We start from the raw sequence: 15,484 nt of genomic DNA on the forward strand, positions 1-15,484 counted from the left end.
TAAATATATCATTTATTCTTGTCAGGCACTTAATAAAACTATTTAAAAAAAGAGTATATAATCTCAGTAAATAGTTTATAAGGAGTTTTTAATGTCATCTCTTCCTAATACATTAAACTCTTTTTGGCTTTGGAAAGAAGTTTATGCAAAACTGGGGATTTCTAACCCTGCCTACAAATACTGGAAAAATACTCCAACACTCAAGCTAAATAATAAATATCTTTTTATTCAAAAAGACAGACTTCCTAAAAAACATGAATATGTTCAAGAAATTTTGACGGATCTCTCTGGGCATTTACCAATTAAATATGCATCTGATAAACTTCATATAAATGAACACTTGTTCATATCTGATAGAATGCGCCTACACAAGGAGTTTGATTATAAGTTTGTTGAGGATGTCAAGTTTGTGAATATTAGAAAATTTTTTCGAGAAAATGGTATAAAAGTTACAAAAAATTCACTTGTGCAAATAGGAAAGATAAAAGATTTAGAGTTGAGCGCAGAAGCAACTTTTTACAATCTTAAGAATGATTATGGTGTGGTGGTATACGACTGATGGATATGTTCTACATTGGGTTTCGTGATCCTCTTTTTTCGATTATTATATTTTTTACTATTATTTTTATAATTACTTTTTTTTCATACTGGTGGGGAAGGTATAAACGTAAAGAAGATTCTAGATATCTCGATAAATTTTTAGAACAGTTTCGTGCATTACCAACTGAGAATGAACTTAAAGTACTTATCTCAAGTGGAGAACTCTCCGAAAAATCTTGGCTTTTATTGGCTGCTTCATATTCGAAAAATGGAGATTATGAAAAGAGCATTGAAATTTATAATGAAATTTTAAATGTTGCCAATACAACACGAGCAAAAGAGACTATGTTCTTGCTTGGAAAAACATATTTTAAAGCAGGTTTTTTAGAACGCTCGAGACAGATATTTTTAGAAATACTTAAACATAGTCCACGTACACCACAAGCCTTACATTATCTTCTTCTTGTGTATGAATATATGAGAGATTATAAGTCTGCTTTAGATGTGCTTGAACCACTTGAAGAACTTGATGAAGATATAAAACTTGATAAAACATATCTTCATGCTTTATCTCTACTGAATGATACTAAGATTCAAGACAAAGAAAAGGCGCAAAAACTTTTAGCCTTGTATAAAGAGAGAGGCGTTTTAGCTCATTTGGTTTTTGAGTATATTTTTAGGATTGACCCTCAGTTAGCATGGAAAAATTTGGATCTTGAGAAGTGTGAGATATTAAGTGAGATACTCTATGGATTGGAGTCAAAAAATTTGAATTTAGATATAATTTCAAAGAGTCAATACTTAAAAGATTTATATAGTGCAAGAGGTGATATTAGCCTCTGCACGCAGAGTTCAATATTTGAGTTTGATGTTTTAATCAAGCTTAATGGAAGTTCAAATGCAACATTAAGTTTTGAGTATATCTGCAGTAAGTGTAAAGGTTCATATCCTTTTGCATTTAATCGCTGTAGTTCATGTCATGTAATTGATACAGCTGTGCTTGAGTATAGTTTAAGTAGAGATTATGCCAAAGAGTTTCGTGAAGAAAATAACTCTTTTCAGTGATGGAGTTAAAAACACATTTAGAGAATAAAATGAGGATATAATGCATAAAAATATAAAGACTCTAGAAGAGAAGTTGGGATATAGATTTAAAGATAAAAAGCTCATTATCGAAGCGCTGACACACAAAAGTTACAAGCAGCCCTACGATAATGAGCGCTTAGAATTCTTAGGAGATGCAGTACTTGATCTCGTTGTTGGTGAGTATTTATTTACTAAATTTAGAACTTCAGATGAGGGAAAACTCTCAAAAATCCGAGCTTCATTAGTGAATGAAACGGGTTTTGATAAGCTGGCTCGTGCTTTAAATCTTGGTGATTATATACTCCTCTCAAATGCAGAAGACAATAATGGTGGACGAGAAAAATCATCTTTACTCTCAAATGCATTTGAAGCAATAATGGGTGCAATATATCTCGAAGCAGGGCTTAAAGTCGTTGAGCAAATCGCCATTAGACTTATAGAAGAAAATCATGAAGAAATTTCCCTTGATTCGCTTTTTCGTGATTTTAAAACGACGCTACAGGAGTTGACACAGGCTAGATTTGGTATCACACCTGAGTATAAAGTAATGGCTTCTCGTGGACCAGACCATAAAAAAGAGTTTGAAGTTGCTGTTTTTATAGAAGATAAAGAGTATGCAAGAGCAAGTGGAAAAAGTAAAAAAATTGCCCAACAAGAAGCAGCGCGTGTGGCTGTTTTAATGTTAAATAAGGAAAAATAGTGAACAGTTTTGGAATAAAATTACGATTTTCAACTTTTGGTGAATCACATGGAAAAGCACTTGGTTGTTTGCTAGATGGTCTTCCTGCTGGTCTTGAGATAGATGAGGCATATATTCAAAGTGAGCTTGATCGTAGAAAACCGGGGAAAAGTGAGTTTGAGACTGCGAGAAAAGAGGCAGACAAAGTAGAGATACTCAGTGGCGTATTTGAAGGTAAGAGTACGGGAACTCCTATCGCAATGATTATATACAACACAAATCAAAAGTCAAAAGATTATACGAATATTAAAGATGTATTTCGTCCTGGACATGCTGATTTTACCTATTTTCATAAATATGGTATCCGTGATTATCGTGGGGGAGGAAGAAGCTCTGCACGAGAAACAGCTGCTCGTGTTGCAGCGGGTGCTGTGGCTAAATTATTACTAAAACAGCTTAATATTGAAGTGTTAAGTGGTATCAGTGAGGTAGCAGGTATTCAAGCTACTGCATTTGATTATACTAGGGTAAACAGTAGTCTGATTTATGCACTTGATCCAGATAAAGAAGAGGCACAAAAAGAGGCTATCTTAAAAGCAAAAAAAGAACATGATTCTGTAGGTGGAGTTTCACGTGTACTGATTAAAGGTGTACCTGTTGGACTTGGTCAGCCACTATACTATAAGTTAGATGGCGTACTAGCAGATGCTATGATGGGTCTAAACGCAGTAAAAGCTGTAGAGATAGGTGATGGTGTTCTCAGTGCGAGAAGTAGTGGTTCAAAAAATAATGACCAGATACGCGCTGAAGGCTTTGAGTCAAATCATTCGGGTGGAATACTTGGCGGCATTAGTAATGGAGAAGATATAGTGTTGAATGTCTATTTTAAACCTACTCCTTCTATATTTAAAGAGCAGCATACAGTAACGACAGAAAACGAAGAGGTTGATTTCTCTCTTAAGGGAAGACATGATCCTTGTGTAGCGATTCGTGGAACCGTAGTATGTGAAGCAATGGCTGCATTAGTGATAGCAGATATGCTACTTTTAAATATGGGTTCAAAAATGGACGGAGTTGTAGCTTACTATAAGTAATCAGTGACTATAATAATAGATACATAAGTTTTATTAATAGATATCATGAGGAGAGATTTTGGATCTTAAAAGTTTTTTATGGGAATATGGAGAAAAAGTTCCCGGATATGATGTAAGAGTGATTAACGAGAGAGAGGCAAGGGCTGCAGCTGGTATATTGGCTATGCTTGGCACCATTGTAATCTTCGTTGGTATTGGTTTTAATCATATCATAGTTGCAAGAGTATATTTAGCATTTTTATGGTTTGACTTTTTAGCAAGGGTGATTAGCCCAAATTATTCTCCATCTTTACTCTTGGGAAAATTTTTAGTTAGTAATCAAAAACCAGAGTATGTAGGTGGATTGCAAAAGCGGTTTGCTTGGACTATTGGATGGTTTATCTCTTTTCCTATGGTTTATTGGTTTGTACTCAATTGGGACATTACTTTTTTTAAAGTTCTTGTGTGTGTTTTATGTATCAGTTTGATGTTTTTGGAGAGTGCGCTTTCTATTTGTGTTGGCTGTATTATTTATAAAGCAATAACTAAAGAGGACCCAAAATATTGCCCAGGTGGTGTTTGTGAGATACAGCAAAAAGAACCGATTCAAATGTTTAATCCCCTACAGAAGTTTATAGCAATGCTTACTGTGTTGAGTTTAATTACAGGTGTTTACTTATTTCTTGCTAAGACAGAATCTAAAACATTTTTTGGTCAGTTTTTACATGAAGCTGTCCTTACAAAAGAACAGCTTAGAAAAGAACAAGAGTTAGAATTTGAAAAACAATCACAAAGAGAATTTGAAAATGATGATTTTTAATCTACTTCTGTAATCTCTTTTATTGTATTAATAAGCATCTCTTGCGCTTCTTCAAGCGGTTTAATCGATGCTTCATCTTTTATTCCTAAACTTGTTATCCAGTTTTGTACACTTAAAAATCCCATATGCATTTTGTCTTCATTTTTCTTTTTGTAAAAGTAAAATGAACAAGGTGCCCAAGCTCCTGCTTCGGGATGCAGCTTAGAAACTGGATAAATTACATCAAATTTACAAATAGAATAAGTATGATAGAAATCATATTCATTATAATCGTGCTGATTAAAGATTTCTTCTTGAAGATTTGTAAAGTTTGGTACTAAGAAACCTAAAGATTCTATTTCGCCTTCAAATTCTGCTTCAAAGTCTTCAATATACTCTTCCATACCAACATCTTTATTTAAGTTGACTGTAGAAGTGAATGTAACTTGCAGCGCTTTATTTTGATGAGATGGGACAAAAGGAAGAGTTTTAAATTCTCCATTAGGAATTGATTTTTTAAGTGCAGTTTGTATAAGGGTAGCGTACTCAATTAAGTCAGGATCATTTAGGGGAATGCCTGTTACTCTAGCCATGCCATTTATTGTTAAAGTTGCAATACTTATTTGCTTGTTTTGTGTCCATATTGACATAGTTAGTGGAGTAAGGGCCCCAAAGGATGGATATTTTTTAATGAGTTTAAAAGTTAAATCATTATTGATAAACATAGCTAAGTTATAACTAGGATAATGTGTTGCACCAAATCTCGTTTGAAATGGCTTATTCATATCATTATTTCCTGGAACACTTAGTCCAACAGATTCAAATGCATTTTCAATAGTTTTAGGCGTAATTGTAGTATTTGTATTACTTCCTGTATAAACTTGTACATCTTGAATTTTTTGAGTGATTGGTGGTGTTTTTTCTATATTACTAGTACATGCAGTATTGAATACTAGGGCAAATGTAAGTACTAATAGAGTATATATTTTTTTCAATTGAGTCCTTTTATATTTAATGGGTATGAGACTAATGTAGTATTTCTACATTGTCACCTATATTGATTTCAGCTGTTGGGCCAATCACCTTAGCAAATACTCCTCGATCATCTTTCAAAAGTTTTGGCAGTTTTGCATTAATAGCAGTTAGCCCTTTGCAGAGTGTACAGTTTTGTGTTATTTCAAAAATTGTCTCTCCGATTTTTATTGTTTCTCCCTGTATCAAACTGTATGGATTGATATCTATTAGAATATTTTCTCCCAATACACCTCCTTCTATATTGATGTTGTTCTCTTTTGCTATAGTGTAACTATCATAGGATGTAATTAAAATTGCTCTTTTGGGATTTTTAGCATAAAACTTATCTCCTACTATGCCATTTGCATCTACAGTTACACGCTCTTTTGAAATTTTTGTTTTGACTTCATCATCTTTAGTTATATAAAGCTTTAAAACTTTACCTTGTAATTTTTTTTTCATTTTTATTGTGTCCAAAATTAATTCTGTTTCCTTAGTATTCTAGCACTTTAATATTAAAGAAGTTATTGTTTATGTGGAGGATATTGAGAGATAGGAGCAAAAATTACTTGCTCCTAAGAAGAAGGTAAAATTATTTAATTTTACCTTTGCCTTTGTAAACTTTACCTTTAAGGTCAGTTGCTACCATTAGTAATTTGTCACCTTTTTTACCAATACCTTTAAATTCAAATTTAAAAATTGGATTTTTAGATAAGAATTGTGAAGTTGACATATCCATTACAGTTTCACCATTTAAAGTTGCACTCACATGCGTTATGAAGTTAGCATTATCTCTGCTTCCTGTTTTTTTCTCAGCCATGTTATAAGTCATCATTTCATGTTTAACCATTGCTTTTACTTTTACAATGTCACCTTTTAGTTTTGCTTTTACTTTAATACCAGCCATTTTATTTCCTTAATAGTTTATTTTTTATAATTATAAAAATGAGAGGGGATTAACCTTCACATCCACCAAGTGCAACATCTAAAGTTTTCTTTGCAGCATAGAGTTTACCGTCATTACCTTGAGCAACGATTGTAATTGTACCAGATTTAGCCATCTTGATTTTGATTGCGTATTTGTTCACACTGTATTTTGTTGTACTAACAACCATTACAGCAGCTTCAGGATTTGCATCTTGAAATACTGCAATTGATTTTACATCTTTGTCTGTTGAAAAGTTAACAGGAATAGCCCCGCCATTACTTGCTACATCAGGAGCAGTAAGTTGTACACCCTCCATTGTTAATGCAGTTGAACCATACATTGCTTTAATGGCATCATCTACTGTGTGAGCTGTCCATACAGCCGGCTTTGCTTTTCTAAAGTCTTCTGCTCTAACACTTGCAGGTACAACAGCTAAAGCTAAAGCACCTAAAGTCATACTTAAAAATTTTCTTCTTTCCATGATATTTCCTTTTGTTTTATTTACTTTTATTGATCATATAGTCAACGATTGATTTGAAATTAGAATCTGATAAATCAGTTCCACCTTTTGGAGGCATTCCTGCATCTGTACCTTTAATACCGTTAGTGTATACTTTATCCATACCTTTGGCAGTATAAGCAGCCCATTCAGCCTTGTTGCCAACTACAGGAGCACCCATACCTTCAGCCCCATGACACATTGCACAAGATTCTGTATAGGCTTTTTCAGCATTAAAACCGCCTGCTGAAGGTTCTTCTTTTGGTAAGTCACGTGCAACACTCATTGGTGGATGGAAATCACTAATCCCTGCACCTTGAATATAAACAATTTTTGCAGTTGGTTCTTGACAATTCGTCATACAACGCTCAGAAGCTTTAACTTTAACTGCTCCAAAATTATCTGGATTTGAGAAGTATTTACGTACATTTGCACGACCTTCTGGTCCATCAATCTTAGGTTCAAAACCATCTACATTTGGCATTTTGATTTTTAAGAATTTTTCACGATTAAGTACATACTCATCATCTACCTCTTCTCCATCAATCTCAAATTCATTGATATTAAGAATATATGCTACAAGTGAATATACTTCATCATCACTTAAACTATCAGTTTGTGGATGTGGCATTGCATCTTTTATGTACCACCAAAGTGTACTAGCTTGTGGCCAGTATGTACCAAATACACGAACAGGACCATCCATATCTGGTTTAATTCTTTGATTTGTTAATGTTTCGTGTAAGTCATAAGCAGTTCCTTTAGATAATGATGGGTAACCACCACCACCTGAACCGAAGTCACCATGACACATTACACATTTTGATTCATAAACTTCCTCTCCATCTTCAACGCTACCTTCACCTTCAGGTAAGCCTGTACCATCTGGCATAACATCAGAATTCCACTCTTCGTACTCATGTTCAGTAGGAATACGACCGTTGAAAATATGTTTTGCTTGTTTTTCAACTTGAGGGTTTACGTAGTATGGACCAGTTTTATCGTCTTTTACAGGGTATTTTACACCACCATCAATAGATGCAGCAAGAGAAGGCGTTGCATTCGCACTTGGCATAATATCTTCCATACATGCTGTTAATCCTAAAGATAAGGCTGCAGCTGCAGAGATTGAAATCAATAAATTTTTATTTAATTTAAACATATTATACCTTTCCTTCGATTACTAGCTCACCATTTGGTTTACGGTCTAATTGAGAGCGAATCTGCACGTGGGTGATTTTTCCATCTTTTTCAACTTTCCAGCTTTCAACTGCATTTCTATGGTAAACAGCTTCAACTCCAACTTTTAATGTTTCTTCATCAATTGTAGGTTGAATATATCCAGCATCATCCATAGCACGAGAAGTTAAAATAAGCTCTTGACCTTTTTTGTATGTATGCATGTAGCTCCAACGAGTCCAACATTTAGGAAGTACTAAACCTTTAAGTTTTGCTTCTACATAATTGTTTCCACCATCAAATGATATATCTACACCAGTGATTGTACCCATTCCTGACCATGCAAGACCTTCGATTTCAACGATGTCTCCATCTTCTAAATCTGTCCAGTCAATTTCTGGAGATGGAGAAGTAACAGTAGAGTTTACTTCATTTGCATAGAAATGTTGTATAGCTTTTCCAGTTGGCTTTAAAACTGTATATTTTGAAGTTTCTTCTTTACAGTACCAAGGCTCGCTAGCAAAGTCTAAACGACGAAGCCATTTCACACATAAGTTACCTTCCCAACCTGGAACAAGTAAACGTACAGGATAGCCTTGTTCTGGGCGTAATGCTTCACCATTTTGTCCCCATACAATCATTGCATCGTCAAGAACTTTATCAATAGGAATGGTTCTTCCCATTTTTGATGAGTCTCCACCCTCTGCAAGCATCCAGTTAGCTTCAGGTTTTAAGCCTAAGTCTTCAAGAATTGTTTTTACATATACACCAGTCCACTCTGCACAAGACATAAATCCTTTTGCAAACTGTAATGAGTTATATTGAGGGCCTCTCCACTCTTGTCCACCATTTGCAGGACACTCGATAAAGTGAGTACGCGTAACACTTGGGTAACGCTTGAGTTGTTTCATAGTTAACACAATGGGTTTTTCAACTAAACCTGTAATCATTAGTCTGTGTTCATTAGGGTCGATATGTGCTACACCACCGTGTGAACGACTAAAGAAAAGTCCATTAGGTGTAATAATACCGCTTGATTCATGTATAGGTGTTACAGCAATTGATGCTCTATAGTTACCTGAAGCAAGAAGTTTTGTATATCTTCGTGTTACATTATGCTCATATTTTGAAGGCATTCCATACAAGTTTTTAGTAACAGGATCCCCCCACGCTGTTCCCCATTTCTGGGGTTCCATAATTGCGGGATCATCTGCTTTTGCTTCTGAAGAAAGAAGTGAAGTTCCAGCTAAGGCAGTTACAGATAAAGCTGCTGTTTTTCTGAAAAAATCTCTTCTTCCATTAATGTTGGAATCTTCATCATTAGATGCTGATTCTAAATCTTGCTGAGATTTTTTTATATCCATATTTTCTCCTTTACTTAGATTGTCGTTTATTATTTTAAATAAAATCATTTCTTTGGATTTCAAAGATTTTTACGTTTGTATTGTGCCATTTTATGGTTAATAAAATTTTTCAGGCAGGTATCATTATACATAAAAATGAGATACAAATGTGATAATAAGCTTAGAAAAAGAGAATATGGTTACTTAATGAAACAGTAATAAGAAATAATTTTTTTTAATATTGCATAGAAAAATAAAAAAGATTATTGACAATTATAAATAAATTATTCTTATGCTTGGATTATGCCTAACATAAGATAGCAATCATTTTCTTTATCGAAATAAAAAGGGATTATGAACCCTTGATGTGTGATATCTTTAATGTTTTCATCATCAAAATAGATGGATTTTTTGAACTTTTTAGCTTTTGTGGGTGCATTAATGATGATAGTATCAAGATACATTTTGAAATTTTTAGTTGCTGCATAGTCTTCCTCTACAAATGTACTAAGGATTTCTTGTAGCTGCGTTTGAAAAAGGTCTGTGCAGAGGATATTCACGATTGCTCTTTTTCTTTTAACCATGCACTCATCTCTTGGGAGCATGGATAGAACTCTTTTGCAGAGTTCTTATCTTGTAAATATTTTTCTAGAGCTTCTTGCATAGCTTGGCGTGCATTTGTATCTATTTTTTTTTCACTCACGATTATTCTTCATCCTCAGATTCGTTTTCTTCTTTTGGTTCATTTCCATAAATAGCATCTACTTCTTCTGAGAGAGATGTTATAGTGTCAATTGCATCTTCATAGATTTCTACTTTTGCTTCATCTTCATCCTCTTCCTCAGCAGTTGCAACAGCTTCGTTGAGTGTGCTTTCTATCATATAGGCTTTAAATGGCATACCATAGTTGTAAACTATCTCTCCCCCATGTTTCCCTTGTAAAAGTGTCGTTGCAGTAGCACCAAGCAATAAAACTATTGATAAAACTTCGAGTGCATAACTTTTCATTTTACAGCCAATGATTTTAAGTATGGCTATGATACTGAGGGCAATTGCAAGATAAAAACCAAGCTCTTTATGTTCAAGAAGCTCATGTTTACCTGCCTCACTGAGATAATCAATAATCTGTGGACCAGCTTGATTTCCGGTATACCACGCTGCAATCATGGCTAGTGCAGCAAAAAGTGTTACTCTTGAAGAAATTTTCGACATGCTTTCGCTTTTGCTAACCATATACGCTAGTCCAAAAACTGAAGCTACAATTGGAAGTACCATCGCAAAATGGGCAGTGGCTGGGTGAATCATCATAGTGAATCCTTTGAGTTATGTAAAATTTGAAATTATATTACTGTGATTAAAGTAATAAGCTTCTTAAATATAATAATCTCTAATTTTAATTTATTTTTTGTCCATAGCATCTTTAGCTGATTTTAATGCTGTTCCTAATGCGTCTCGAGCAATTTCCCAAGCCTGTACTCCCATACGTTTTGCTTCTTTTGCTTGTGGTGACTGTAAAGCAGAATCTGCTTTTTTGACTGCAGTTTTTGCCAGATTAGAAAATTTATTTCTTATGATATCTGCTGTTTCTTTAGAAAGCAGTACTAGTTCTTCTAAGTCGTAGCGCATATCTTTTTGAATATCTAGAAGTACTTTACGTAGAACACTTGAAGTATCTGTAGCCTGCGTGATTATAATTTGAGAAAACAGTGTGTCTGTTTGATTTAAATCTTCCACTATCGTATCATAATCTTCAATAAGAATATGTTTGGCTTCGACTGGCATGAAAGCAAGGCGTTGTTTAAATCTGTCTATTGATTTTACAAGACCACTACGCATACCTTTGAGTGTTGGACGTAAAATGTCATCTGCTTTGGTTGGTGTTGCGTCTGCTATATCTATAGCCGTTGCAAGAATGGTAGAAAGAATTTTTCTCACTCTGATTGTGTTGAGTGAACCTTCTTTGATCGATTCGTAAGTAACTTCTTTGATGACTTCTTTGATAGTATCATGCAGTTCATCACTCTCTTGATCTTTTTCAAGTGCTGTAATAATTGCTGATTCTACCATTTCACTAAGAATCTCATAAAGATCAATAGATTGCAGTTTAATTTGATGTAGCGTGGTTAAAGCTTTTTCATCTGTGATAAGTTTTTCTTCTAAAACATTAAAGATTTCATATTTTATCTCTTGAAGTTTTTCGGCTTTTTTCTCTAAACTGCGTTCTATCGCTTCTTTTTGTGCAAGAAGATCTTCTATTTCTGATTCAAGAGTTTTGGTCTCTTCTTCCACTATTGTAGATGTTATTGTCTTTAGTTCATCTTGTGAAAGTTTTTCAATCTCAAGATTTGCATCACTCACTGCGTGTTCAACTCTCTTTTGTATACTTTTATATCTATGATTATAAACTTTTTTTAGTGTTGCTTCAATCTCTTTTGCTTCCATGATTTTCTCCTTAAAGTACCATTTTAATATCTTGATGTTTTTTGAGTGCATCAAATATAAATTGCCTATCGTCATCATTATATACAAGCATATCTAAGTTCATACTAACATATTTTCCGGTTTTAGAAGTATTTGAATCTGCAAGCTTGTGTTCCCTCTCATCCAAAACATCTTTGATGGCTTTTTGTAAAGCTTCCCTCTCACTTGCAATAACCTTATAGCACCAGTTACAAGGATACTCAAGCTCAAGTTTTTTATCTTGTAGTTTATCGTTTAAAGTCTCCACTTTTCCCTCCTGATTTTGATTCTAGTTGTACATTTTTGATGATCATCCCTTTATCGATGGCTTTGACCATGTCATAAATCGTCAACAGCCCAACACTTGCCCCTGTTAATGCTTCCATCTCTACACCTGTTTGTCCTGTGAGTTTCGCAGTCACTGTGAGCTTAAATCCGGGGAGCTCACCAAGCTCTTCGACATCGCAGTTAATCCCTGTAAGGTTGAGTGGATGACACATTGGAATAAGATCACTTGTCTTTTTGGTACCCATAATTGCAGCAATAACTGCAGTTTGTAACACGGGCCCTTTTTTTGTCTTTTCAGTTACGATGGCGGCATAAGCATCTTGGCTCATTTGTATTATACCACTTGCTACTGCTACTCTAGTTGTATTGCTTTTATCGCTTACATCAACCATTTTTGGGCGTTGATTTTCATCTAAATGTGTTAGGTTCATAAATTCTCTTTTTATATATAAAAATTACTGTTTTATATTATAGCAAAGAGCTGTTAACAATGACTTATAATTTTGAGGGCTTCTTGATATTCGTTTGGATGGTTGAGATTTGCGAAGGCATTTTTATTATCAAAATAGACAAAAGTTGTATTTGTATTTTTGAGTAAAAGACCGAGTTTGTGGTTGTTCTCATCAAGCATTTTCTCAAACTTAGGCAAAAGCGTACGAGAATAGATACCGCATAAGGGTTGCATGCCTTCTTGTGTTTGTGCAATCACTGCGTTTACATTTGTGTTATTCGAAAGGAGTAGCTTTTGAATTTCATCTTCGCCTACAAAAGGAGAGTCAACACTCAGGGCAAAAAAACGCTCTTCTTTGAGCTCTTTAAACGCAGTAACAAAGCCTAGTGTTGGTGCATAAATATCTAGCCCTTTTGCATCTTCTATAAACGCAGCTGGAAAATGAAATTTTGATTTGTCTTTACACGAGATGTAAACATTGCTAAAAAGTTTGGAGAGTCTGTTGTACTGGTATTGTGTTAGAGTGTCAAAGTCTGCAAAGGGGAGAAGTGCTTTATCTTCTCCCATGCGACTGCTTTTGCCACCTGCAAAGATGACACAGGGGATAGAAAACATATTAGTTTCTAGTAAGCTCGGCTTCTATTCTTCTGTTTTTTGCACGACCTTCTTCACTTGCATTGTCTGCTACAGGATTTGCTTCACCCATACCAACTGAAGAGAGTTGTGAAGGATTGACACCTCTTTGGATAAGAAGTTTTTTCACTTCATCTGCTCTTTTTTGAGAAAGTTTTTGGTTGTAAGCTTCGCTTCCTCTGCTATCTGTAAAACCAACTATTTTTGCACTATAGTTTGTATATGTTTTTAGAAATTTAGCATATTTACCTAGGTTTGCAAAAGAGTTCTCTTTTACATGAAATGAGTTGTTTTCAAAGCTTACATTAAGTGTAATACTTTTTGGACAACCATCACTGTTAACAGCCTCACCCACTTCTGTGTTAGGGCAGATATCATTTGCATTTAAGACACCATCATTATCCATATCTTCTTTACATCCATGCGCATCAACTTTTGTATTTGCTGGAGTATTCGCACAAGTATCTAAGCTGTCAATTACACCGTCATTATCACTATCTTTTACAAGTGTACAACCTACTGCGTTTACTTCCGTATCTGCTGGAGTATTTGCACACTCATCTTTAGAATTTACAACACCATCATTGTCATCATCAAGCTCAGCAACAACTACTGGAGCTACCTGAATAGTCTCTTCAACTATGATTTTTTCTTTGATGATACTCTTTTGTGCTTGTGCTCCAAAAGAGTAACTTAATCCTACAAGTGTCATAAGGTTACTGTCTGCATTTCCCGCATTTTGGTGTGCTACTTTTGCCATATAGATAGCTTCAAGTTTTAAAGCTAAGTTGTCTGTTAGATCAACTTTCGCTCCAGCACCAGCATCAACAAAAAAACCAGTTTGGTTTGCACGGTTTTCATCACTTATGTTTTCAATACCAAGACCAAGTTTTGCAAATGGCGTGAAAAAATCTTGTTTTGCATATTCATAAACACCGTTAAAAGCACCACGAACTATGTTTGTTTCGCCATTACCTTTGTAATCTGGTCTAGCATAAAAAAGAGAAAATTCAGGACTGATTTTTGATGTAGGCGTGTTAAATTGTAGTTCAAGTCCACCTGTAAGATAACCATCATTTTTGATATCTAAGTTACCCTCAGCAAAGTTATAACCTATCATTGGAGAAAGTTCATATTTGTAGTCGTTTGCAAAAGACGCAGTTGTCAGCATAAGCGCTGGAATAAGTAGAAGTTTTTTCATGTAGTTTTTCCTTTTGTTTGTTTAATTATCTTGGGTCTGTAATATAACCACTAATAGCAGAAGCAGCAGCTACTGCTGAATTTGCCAAATACACTTTAGAAGAGCGACTTCCCATACGACCGACAAAGTTTCTGTTTGTCGTACTGATAGCTACTTCTTCATCACCTAAAATTCCCATGTATCCACCAAGACAAGCACCACAAGTAGGATTACTAACAACCCCACCAGCATCAACGATGATATCGATATACCCTAAGTGATTTGCATCACGAAGAATTTTTTGTGTTCCTGGTGTTACAATGAGACGTACATCTGGATGTACCTTGTGTCCTTTGAGTATCTCAGCGGCCACTTTTAAATCTGCTAAACGTCCGTTTGTACAGCTTCCAATGAAGGCTTGATCTACTTTGATATGATCTTTTACTGCTTGATTGACTGAATGCCCATTTGATGGTAAAAATGGATAAGCAATAACAGGATCAAGATTTGCAACATCGATTTCTAATACTTGAACGTACTCAGCATCTTCGTCAGAGTAGTGGATACGAGGTTCTCGAGCGAGATTTTTATCTGCTAAAAATTCTGCTGTAATTTCATCATAGGCAACGATGCCATTTTTTGCACCTGCTTCGATGGCCATGTTACACATAGAAAATCTGTCATCCATTGTAAGATGCTCAATCGTACTTCCTGTAAACTCTAGCGTTTTATAAAGTGCGCCATCCACGCCGATTAGGCGAATAATTTCAAGGATAATATCTTTCCCTGTTGTGAATTTTTCTGGTTTTCCTGAGAGTACCACTTTGATAGACTCGGGAACTTTAAACCAGTTTCCTCCGCTAATCATAGCAAATGCAAGGTCAGTTGAACCCATACCCGTTGAAAATGCTCCAAGTGCACCATGGGTACAAGTGTGTGAATCCGCACCGATGATGACATCACCTGGAACAATAAGACCTTTTTCAGGTAAAAGAGCGTGCTCAATTCCCATGTCATGTTCATCAAAATAGTTTTTTAGCTCATGCTTTTTTGCAAAATCACGAGAGATTCTTGCTTGGTTAGCTGAAGCTATATCTTTTGCAGGAATAAAGTGGTCAAGAACAATAGAAAAACCATCAGGATTAGCAAGTTTTTGTGCACCACTATCTTCAAATGCTTTGATAGAAATAGGAGTAGTTATATCGTTTCCGATAACCATATCGATGTCGCAGCGAATGATTTCACCCGCTTTTACTTCACGACCAATATGTTGTGAGAATATTTTTTCAGTTATAGTTTGACCCATTATGGTGAACCTCTTATAATATATTT

At 35.0% G+C, this 15,484-nt stretch carries 20 protein-coding genes; 5 read left to right on the forward strand and 15 right to left on the reverse strand.

What is annotated here, in order from left to right:
* Nucleotides 1–91: 91 nt before the first annotated feature.
* The 5 genes from MV052_RS04990 to MV052_RS05010 are packed head-to-tail and all read left to right on the forward strand — an operon-like array spanning nt 92 to nt 4,198.
* Nucleotides 92–559 (forward strand): hypothetical protein, encoded by a 468-nt coding sequence (locus MV052_RS04990; protein WP_297441567.1) that lies wholly within the window; start codon nt 92–94, stop codon nt 557–559.
* A complete protein-coding gene (locus MV052_RS04995; protein ID WP_297441569.1) occupies nt 559–1,605 on the forward strand; it encodes a hypothetical protein in 1,047 nt (348 codons plus the stop codon). Before MV052_RS04990 ends, MV052_RS04995 begins: the two co-directional genes overlap by 1 nt.
* Before the next feature lie 40 nt (nt 1,606–1,645).
* Nucleotides 1,646–2,326 (forward strand): ribonuclease III, encoded by a 681-nt coding sequence (rnc, locus tag MV052_RS05000; protein ID WP_297441571.1) that lies wholly within the window; start codon nt 1,646–1,648, stop codon nt 2,324–2,326.
* Nucleotides 2,326–3,399 (forward strand): chorismate synthase, encoded by a 1,074-nt coding sequence (aroC, locus tag MV052_RS05005; protein ID WP_297441573.1) that lies wholly within the window; start codon nt 2,326–2,328, stop codon nt 3,397–3,399. The genes rnc and aroC overlap by 1 nt, the downstream gene beginning before the upstream one ends.
* Before the next feature lie 58 nt (nt 3,400–3,457).
* The gene (locus MV052_RS05010; RefSeq protein ID WP_297441575.1) at nt 3,458–4,198 is read left to right on the forward strand and encodes a DUF4395 domain-containing protein; all 741 of its coding nucleotides are present in this window, start codon (nt 3,458–3,460) and stop codon (nt 4,196–4,198) included.
* On the opposite strand, the gene MV052_RS05015 is transcribed toward MV052_RS05010, so the two are convergent.
* The 15 genes from MV052_RS05015 to leuC form a co-directional block, all read right to left on the reverse strand.
* Complete coding sequence (locus MV052_RS05015) at nt 4,195–5,172, reverse strand: hypothetical protein (RefSeq protein ID WP_297441577.1); 978 nt, start codon at nt 5,170–5,172, stop codon at nt 4,195–4,197. The two genes, MV052_RS05010 and MV052_RS05015, sit on opposite strands and share 4 nt — an antisense overlap.
* Nucleotides 5,173–5,203: 31 nt before the next feature.
* On the reverse strand, nt 5,204–5,653 hold the full coding sequence (locus tag MV052_RS05020) for an MOSC domain-containing protein (protein ID WP_297441579.1): 450 nt from the start codon (nt 5,651–5,653) through the stop codon (nt 5,204–5,206).
* A 130-nt stretch (nt 5,654–5,783) separates the two neighbouring features.
* Nucleotides 5,784–6,098, reverse strand: a complete 315-nt coding sequence (soxZ, locus tag MV052_RS05025) for a thiosulfate oxidation carrier complex protein SoxZ (RefSeq protein ID WP_297441581.1) — start codon at nt 6,096–6,098, stop codon at nt 5,784–5,786.
* A 49-nt stretch (nt 6,099–6,147) separates the two neighbouring features.
* Nucleotides 6,148–6,600 carry a thiosulfate oxidation carrier protein SoxY gene (locus MV052_RS05030; RefSeq protein ID WP_297441583.1) on the reverse strand — a complete coding sequence of 151 codons (453 nt, stop codon included), beginning with the start codon at nt 6,598–6,600 and terminating at the stop codon, nt 6,148–6,150.
* A 16-nt stretch (nt 6,601–6,616) separates the two neighbouring features.
* Nucleotides 6,617–7,780, reverse strand: a complete 1,164-nt coding sequence (locus MV052_RS05035; RefSeq protein WP_297441585.1) for a c-type cytochrome — start codon at nt 7,778–7,780, stop codon at nt 6,617–6,619.
* Between the two features lies 1 nt (nt 7,781).
* A complete protein-coding gene (gene soxC / locus MV052_RS05040; RefSeq protein WP_297441587.1) occupies nt 7,782–9,161 on the reverse strand; it encodes a sulfite dehydrogenase in 1,380 nt (459 codons plus the stop codon).
* Nucleotides 9,162–9,430: 269 nt separating this feature from the next.
* Nucleotides 9,431–9,700: a hypothetical protein gene (locus MV052_RS05045; RefSeq protein ID WP_297441589.1), complete on the reverse strand. Its 270-nt coding sequence runs from the start codon at nt 9,698–9,700 to the stop codon at nt 9,431–9,433.
* The gene (locus MV052_RS05050; protein ID WP_297441591.1) at nt 9,697–9,843 is read right to left on the reverse strand and encodes a hypothetical protein; all 147 of its coding nucleotides are present in this window, start codon (nt 9,841–9,843) and stop codon (nt 9,697–9,699) included. The genes MV052_RS05045 and MV052_RS05050 overlap by 4 nt, the downstream gene beginning before the upstream one ends.
* A 2-nt stretch (nt 9,844–9,845) precedes the next feature.
* A complete protein-coding gene (locus MV052_RS05055) occupies nt 9,846–10,448 on the reverse strand; it encodes a DUF2231 domain-containing protein (RefSeq protein WP_297441592.1) in 603 nt (200 codons plus the stop codon).
* 90 nt (nt 10,449–10,538) lie between these two features.
* Nucleotides 10,539–11,582 carry a DUF6781 family protein gene (locus MV052_RS05060; RefSeq protein WP_297441595.1) on the reverse strand — a complete coding sequence of 348 codons (1,044 nt, stop codon included), beginning with the start codon at nt 11,580–11,582 and terminating at the stop codon, nt 10,539–10,541.
* A gap of 10 nt (nt 11,583–11,592) precedes the next feature.
* Nucleotides 11,593–11,868 carry a DUF493 domain-containing protein gene (locus MV052_RS05065; protein ID WP_297441597.1) on the reverse strand — a complete coding sequence of 92 codons (276 nt, stop codon included), beginning with the start codon at nt 11,866–11,868 and terminating at the stop codon, nt 11,593–11,595.
* Nucleotides 11,849–12,319, reverse strand: coding sequence for a cyclic pyranopterin monophosphate synthase MoaC (gene moaC, locus MV052_RS05070; protein WP_297441598.1), 471 nt, complete (start codon nt 12,317–12,319; stop codon nt 11,849–11,851). Before moaC ends, MV052_RS05065 begins: the two co-directional genes overlap by 20 nt.
* 53 nt (nt 12,320–12,372) lie before the next feature.
* Entirely contained in the window at nt 12,373–12,954 is a 582-nt protein-coding gene (mobA, locus tag MV052_RS05075) for a molybdenum cofactor guanylyltransferase MobA (protein WP_297441600.1), read from the reverse strand.
* A gap of 1 nt (nt 12,955) precedes the next feature.
* The gene (locus MV052_RS05080) at nt 12,956–14,173 is read right to left on the reverse strand and encodes an OmpA family protein (protein ID WP_297441602.1); all 1,218 of its coding nucleotides are present in this window, start codon (nt 14,171–14,173) and stop codon (nt 12,956–12,958) included.
* 25 nt (nt 14,174–14,198) lie between these two features.
* Nucleotides 14,199–15,458 carry a 3-isopropylmalate dehydratase large subunit gene (gene leuC / locus MV052_RS05085; RefSeq protein ID WP_297441604.1) on the reverse strand — a complete coding sequence of 420 codons (1,260 nt, stop codon included), beginning with the start codon at nt 15,456–15,458 and terminating at the stop codon, nt 14,199–14,201.
* Between the last annotated feature and the right edge of the window lie 26 nt (nt 15,459–15,484).

Source organism: Sulfurimonas sp. (assembly GCF_026988655.1).
Lineage (GTDB): Bacteria > Campylobacterota > Campylobacteria > Campylobacterales > Sulfurimonadaceae > Sulfurimonas.

Bases quoted from the DNA above. Each gene is read 5' to 3' on its own strand.
- MV052_RS05080 (WP_297441602.1), bottom strand. From the start codon at position 14,173: ATGAAAAAACTTCTACTTATTCCAGCGCTTATGCTGACAACTGCGTCT.
- moaC (WP_297441598.1), bottom strand. From the start codon at position 12,319: ATGAACCTAACACATTTAGATGAAAATCAACGCCCAAAAATGGTTGAT.
- mobA (WP_297441600.1), bottom strand. From the start codon at position 12,954: ATGTTTTCTATCCCCTGTGTCATCTTTGCAGGTGGCAAAAGCAGTCGC.
- MV052_RS05055 (WP_297441592.1), bottom strand. From the start codon at position 10,448: ATGATGATTCACCCAGCCACTGCCCATTTTGCGATGGTACTTCCAATT.
- leuC (WP_297441604.1), bottom strand. From the start codon at position 15,458: ATGGGTCAAACTATAACTGAAAAAATATTCTCACAACATATTGGTCGT.
- MV052_RS05020 (WP_297441579.1), bottom strand. From the start codon at position 5,653: ATGAAAAAAAAATTACAAGGTAAAGTTTTAAAGCTTTATATAACTAAA.
- MV052_RS05060 (WP_297441595.1), bottom strand. From the start codon at position 11,582: ATGGAAGCAAAAGAGATTGAAGCAACACTAAAAAAAGTTTATAATCAT.
- MV052_RS04990 (WP_297441567.1), top strand. From the start codon at position 92: ATGTCATCTCTTCCTAATACATTAAACTCTTTTTGGCTTTGGAAAGAA.
- MV052_RS04995 (WP_297441569.1), top strand. From the start codon at position 559: ATGGATATGTTCTACATTGGGTTTCGTGATCCTCTTTTTTCGATTATT.
- MV052_RS05035 (WP_297441585.1), bottom strand. From the start codon at position 7,780: ATGTTTAAATTAAATAAAAATTTATTGATTTCAATCTCTGCAGCTGCA.
- soxC (WP_297441587.1), bottom strand. From the start codon at position 9,161: ATGGATATAAAAAAATCTCAGCAAGATTTAGAATCAGCATCTAATGAT.
- MV052_RS05030 (WP_297441583.1), bottom strand. From the start codon at position 6,600: ATGGAAAGAAGAAAATTTTTAAGTATGACTTTAGGTGCTTTAGCTTTA.
- soxZ (WP_297441581.1), bottom strand. From the start codon at position 6,098: ATGGCTGGTATTAAAGTAAAAGCAAAACTAAAAGGTGACATTGTAAAA.
- rnc (WP_297441571.1), top strand. From the start codon at position 1,646: ATGCATAAAAATATAAAGACTCTAGAAGAGAAGTTGGGATATAGATTT.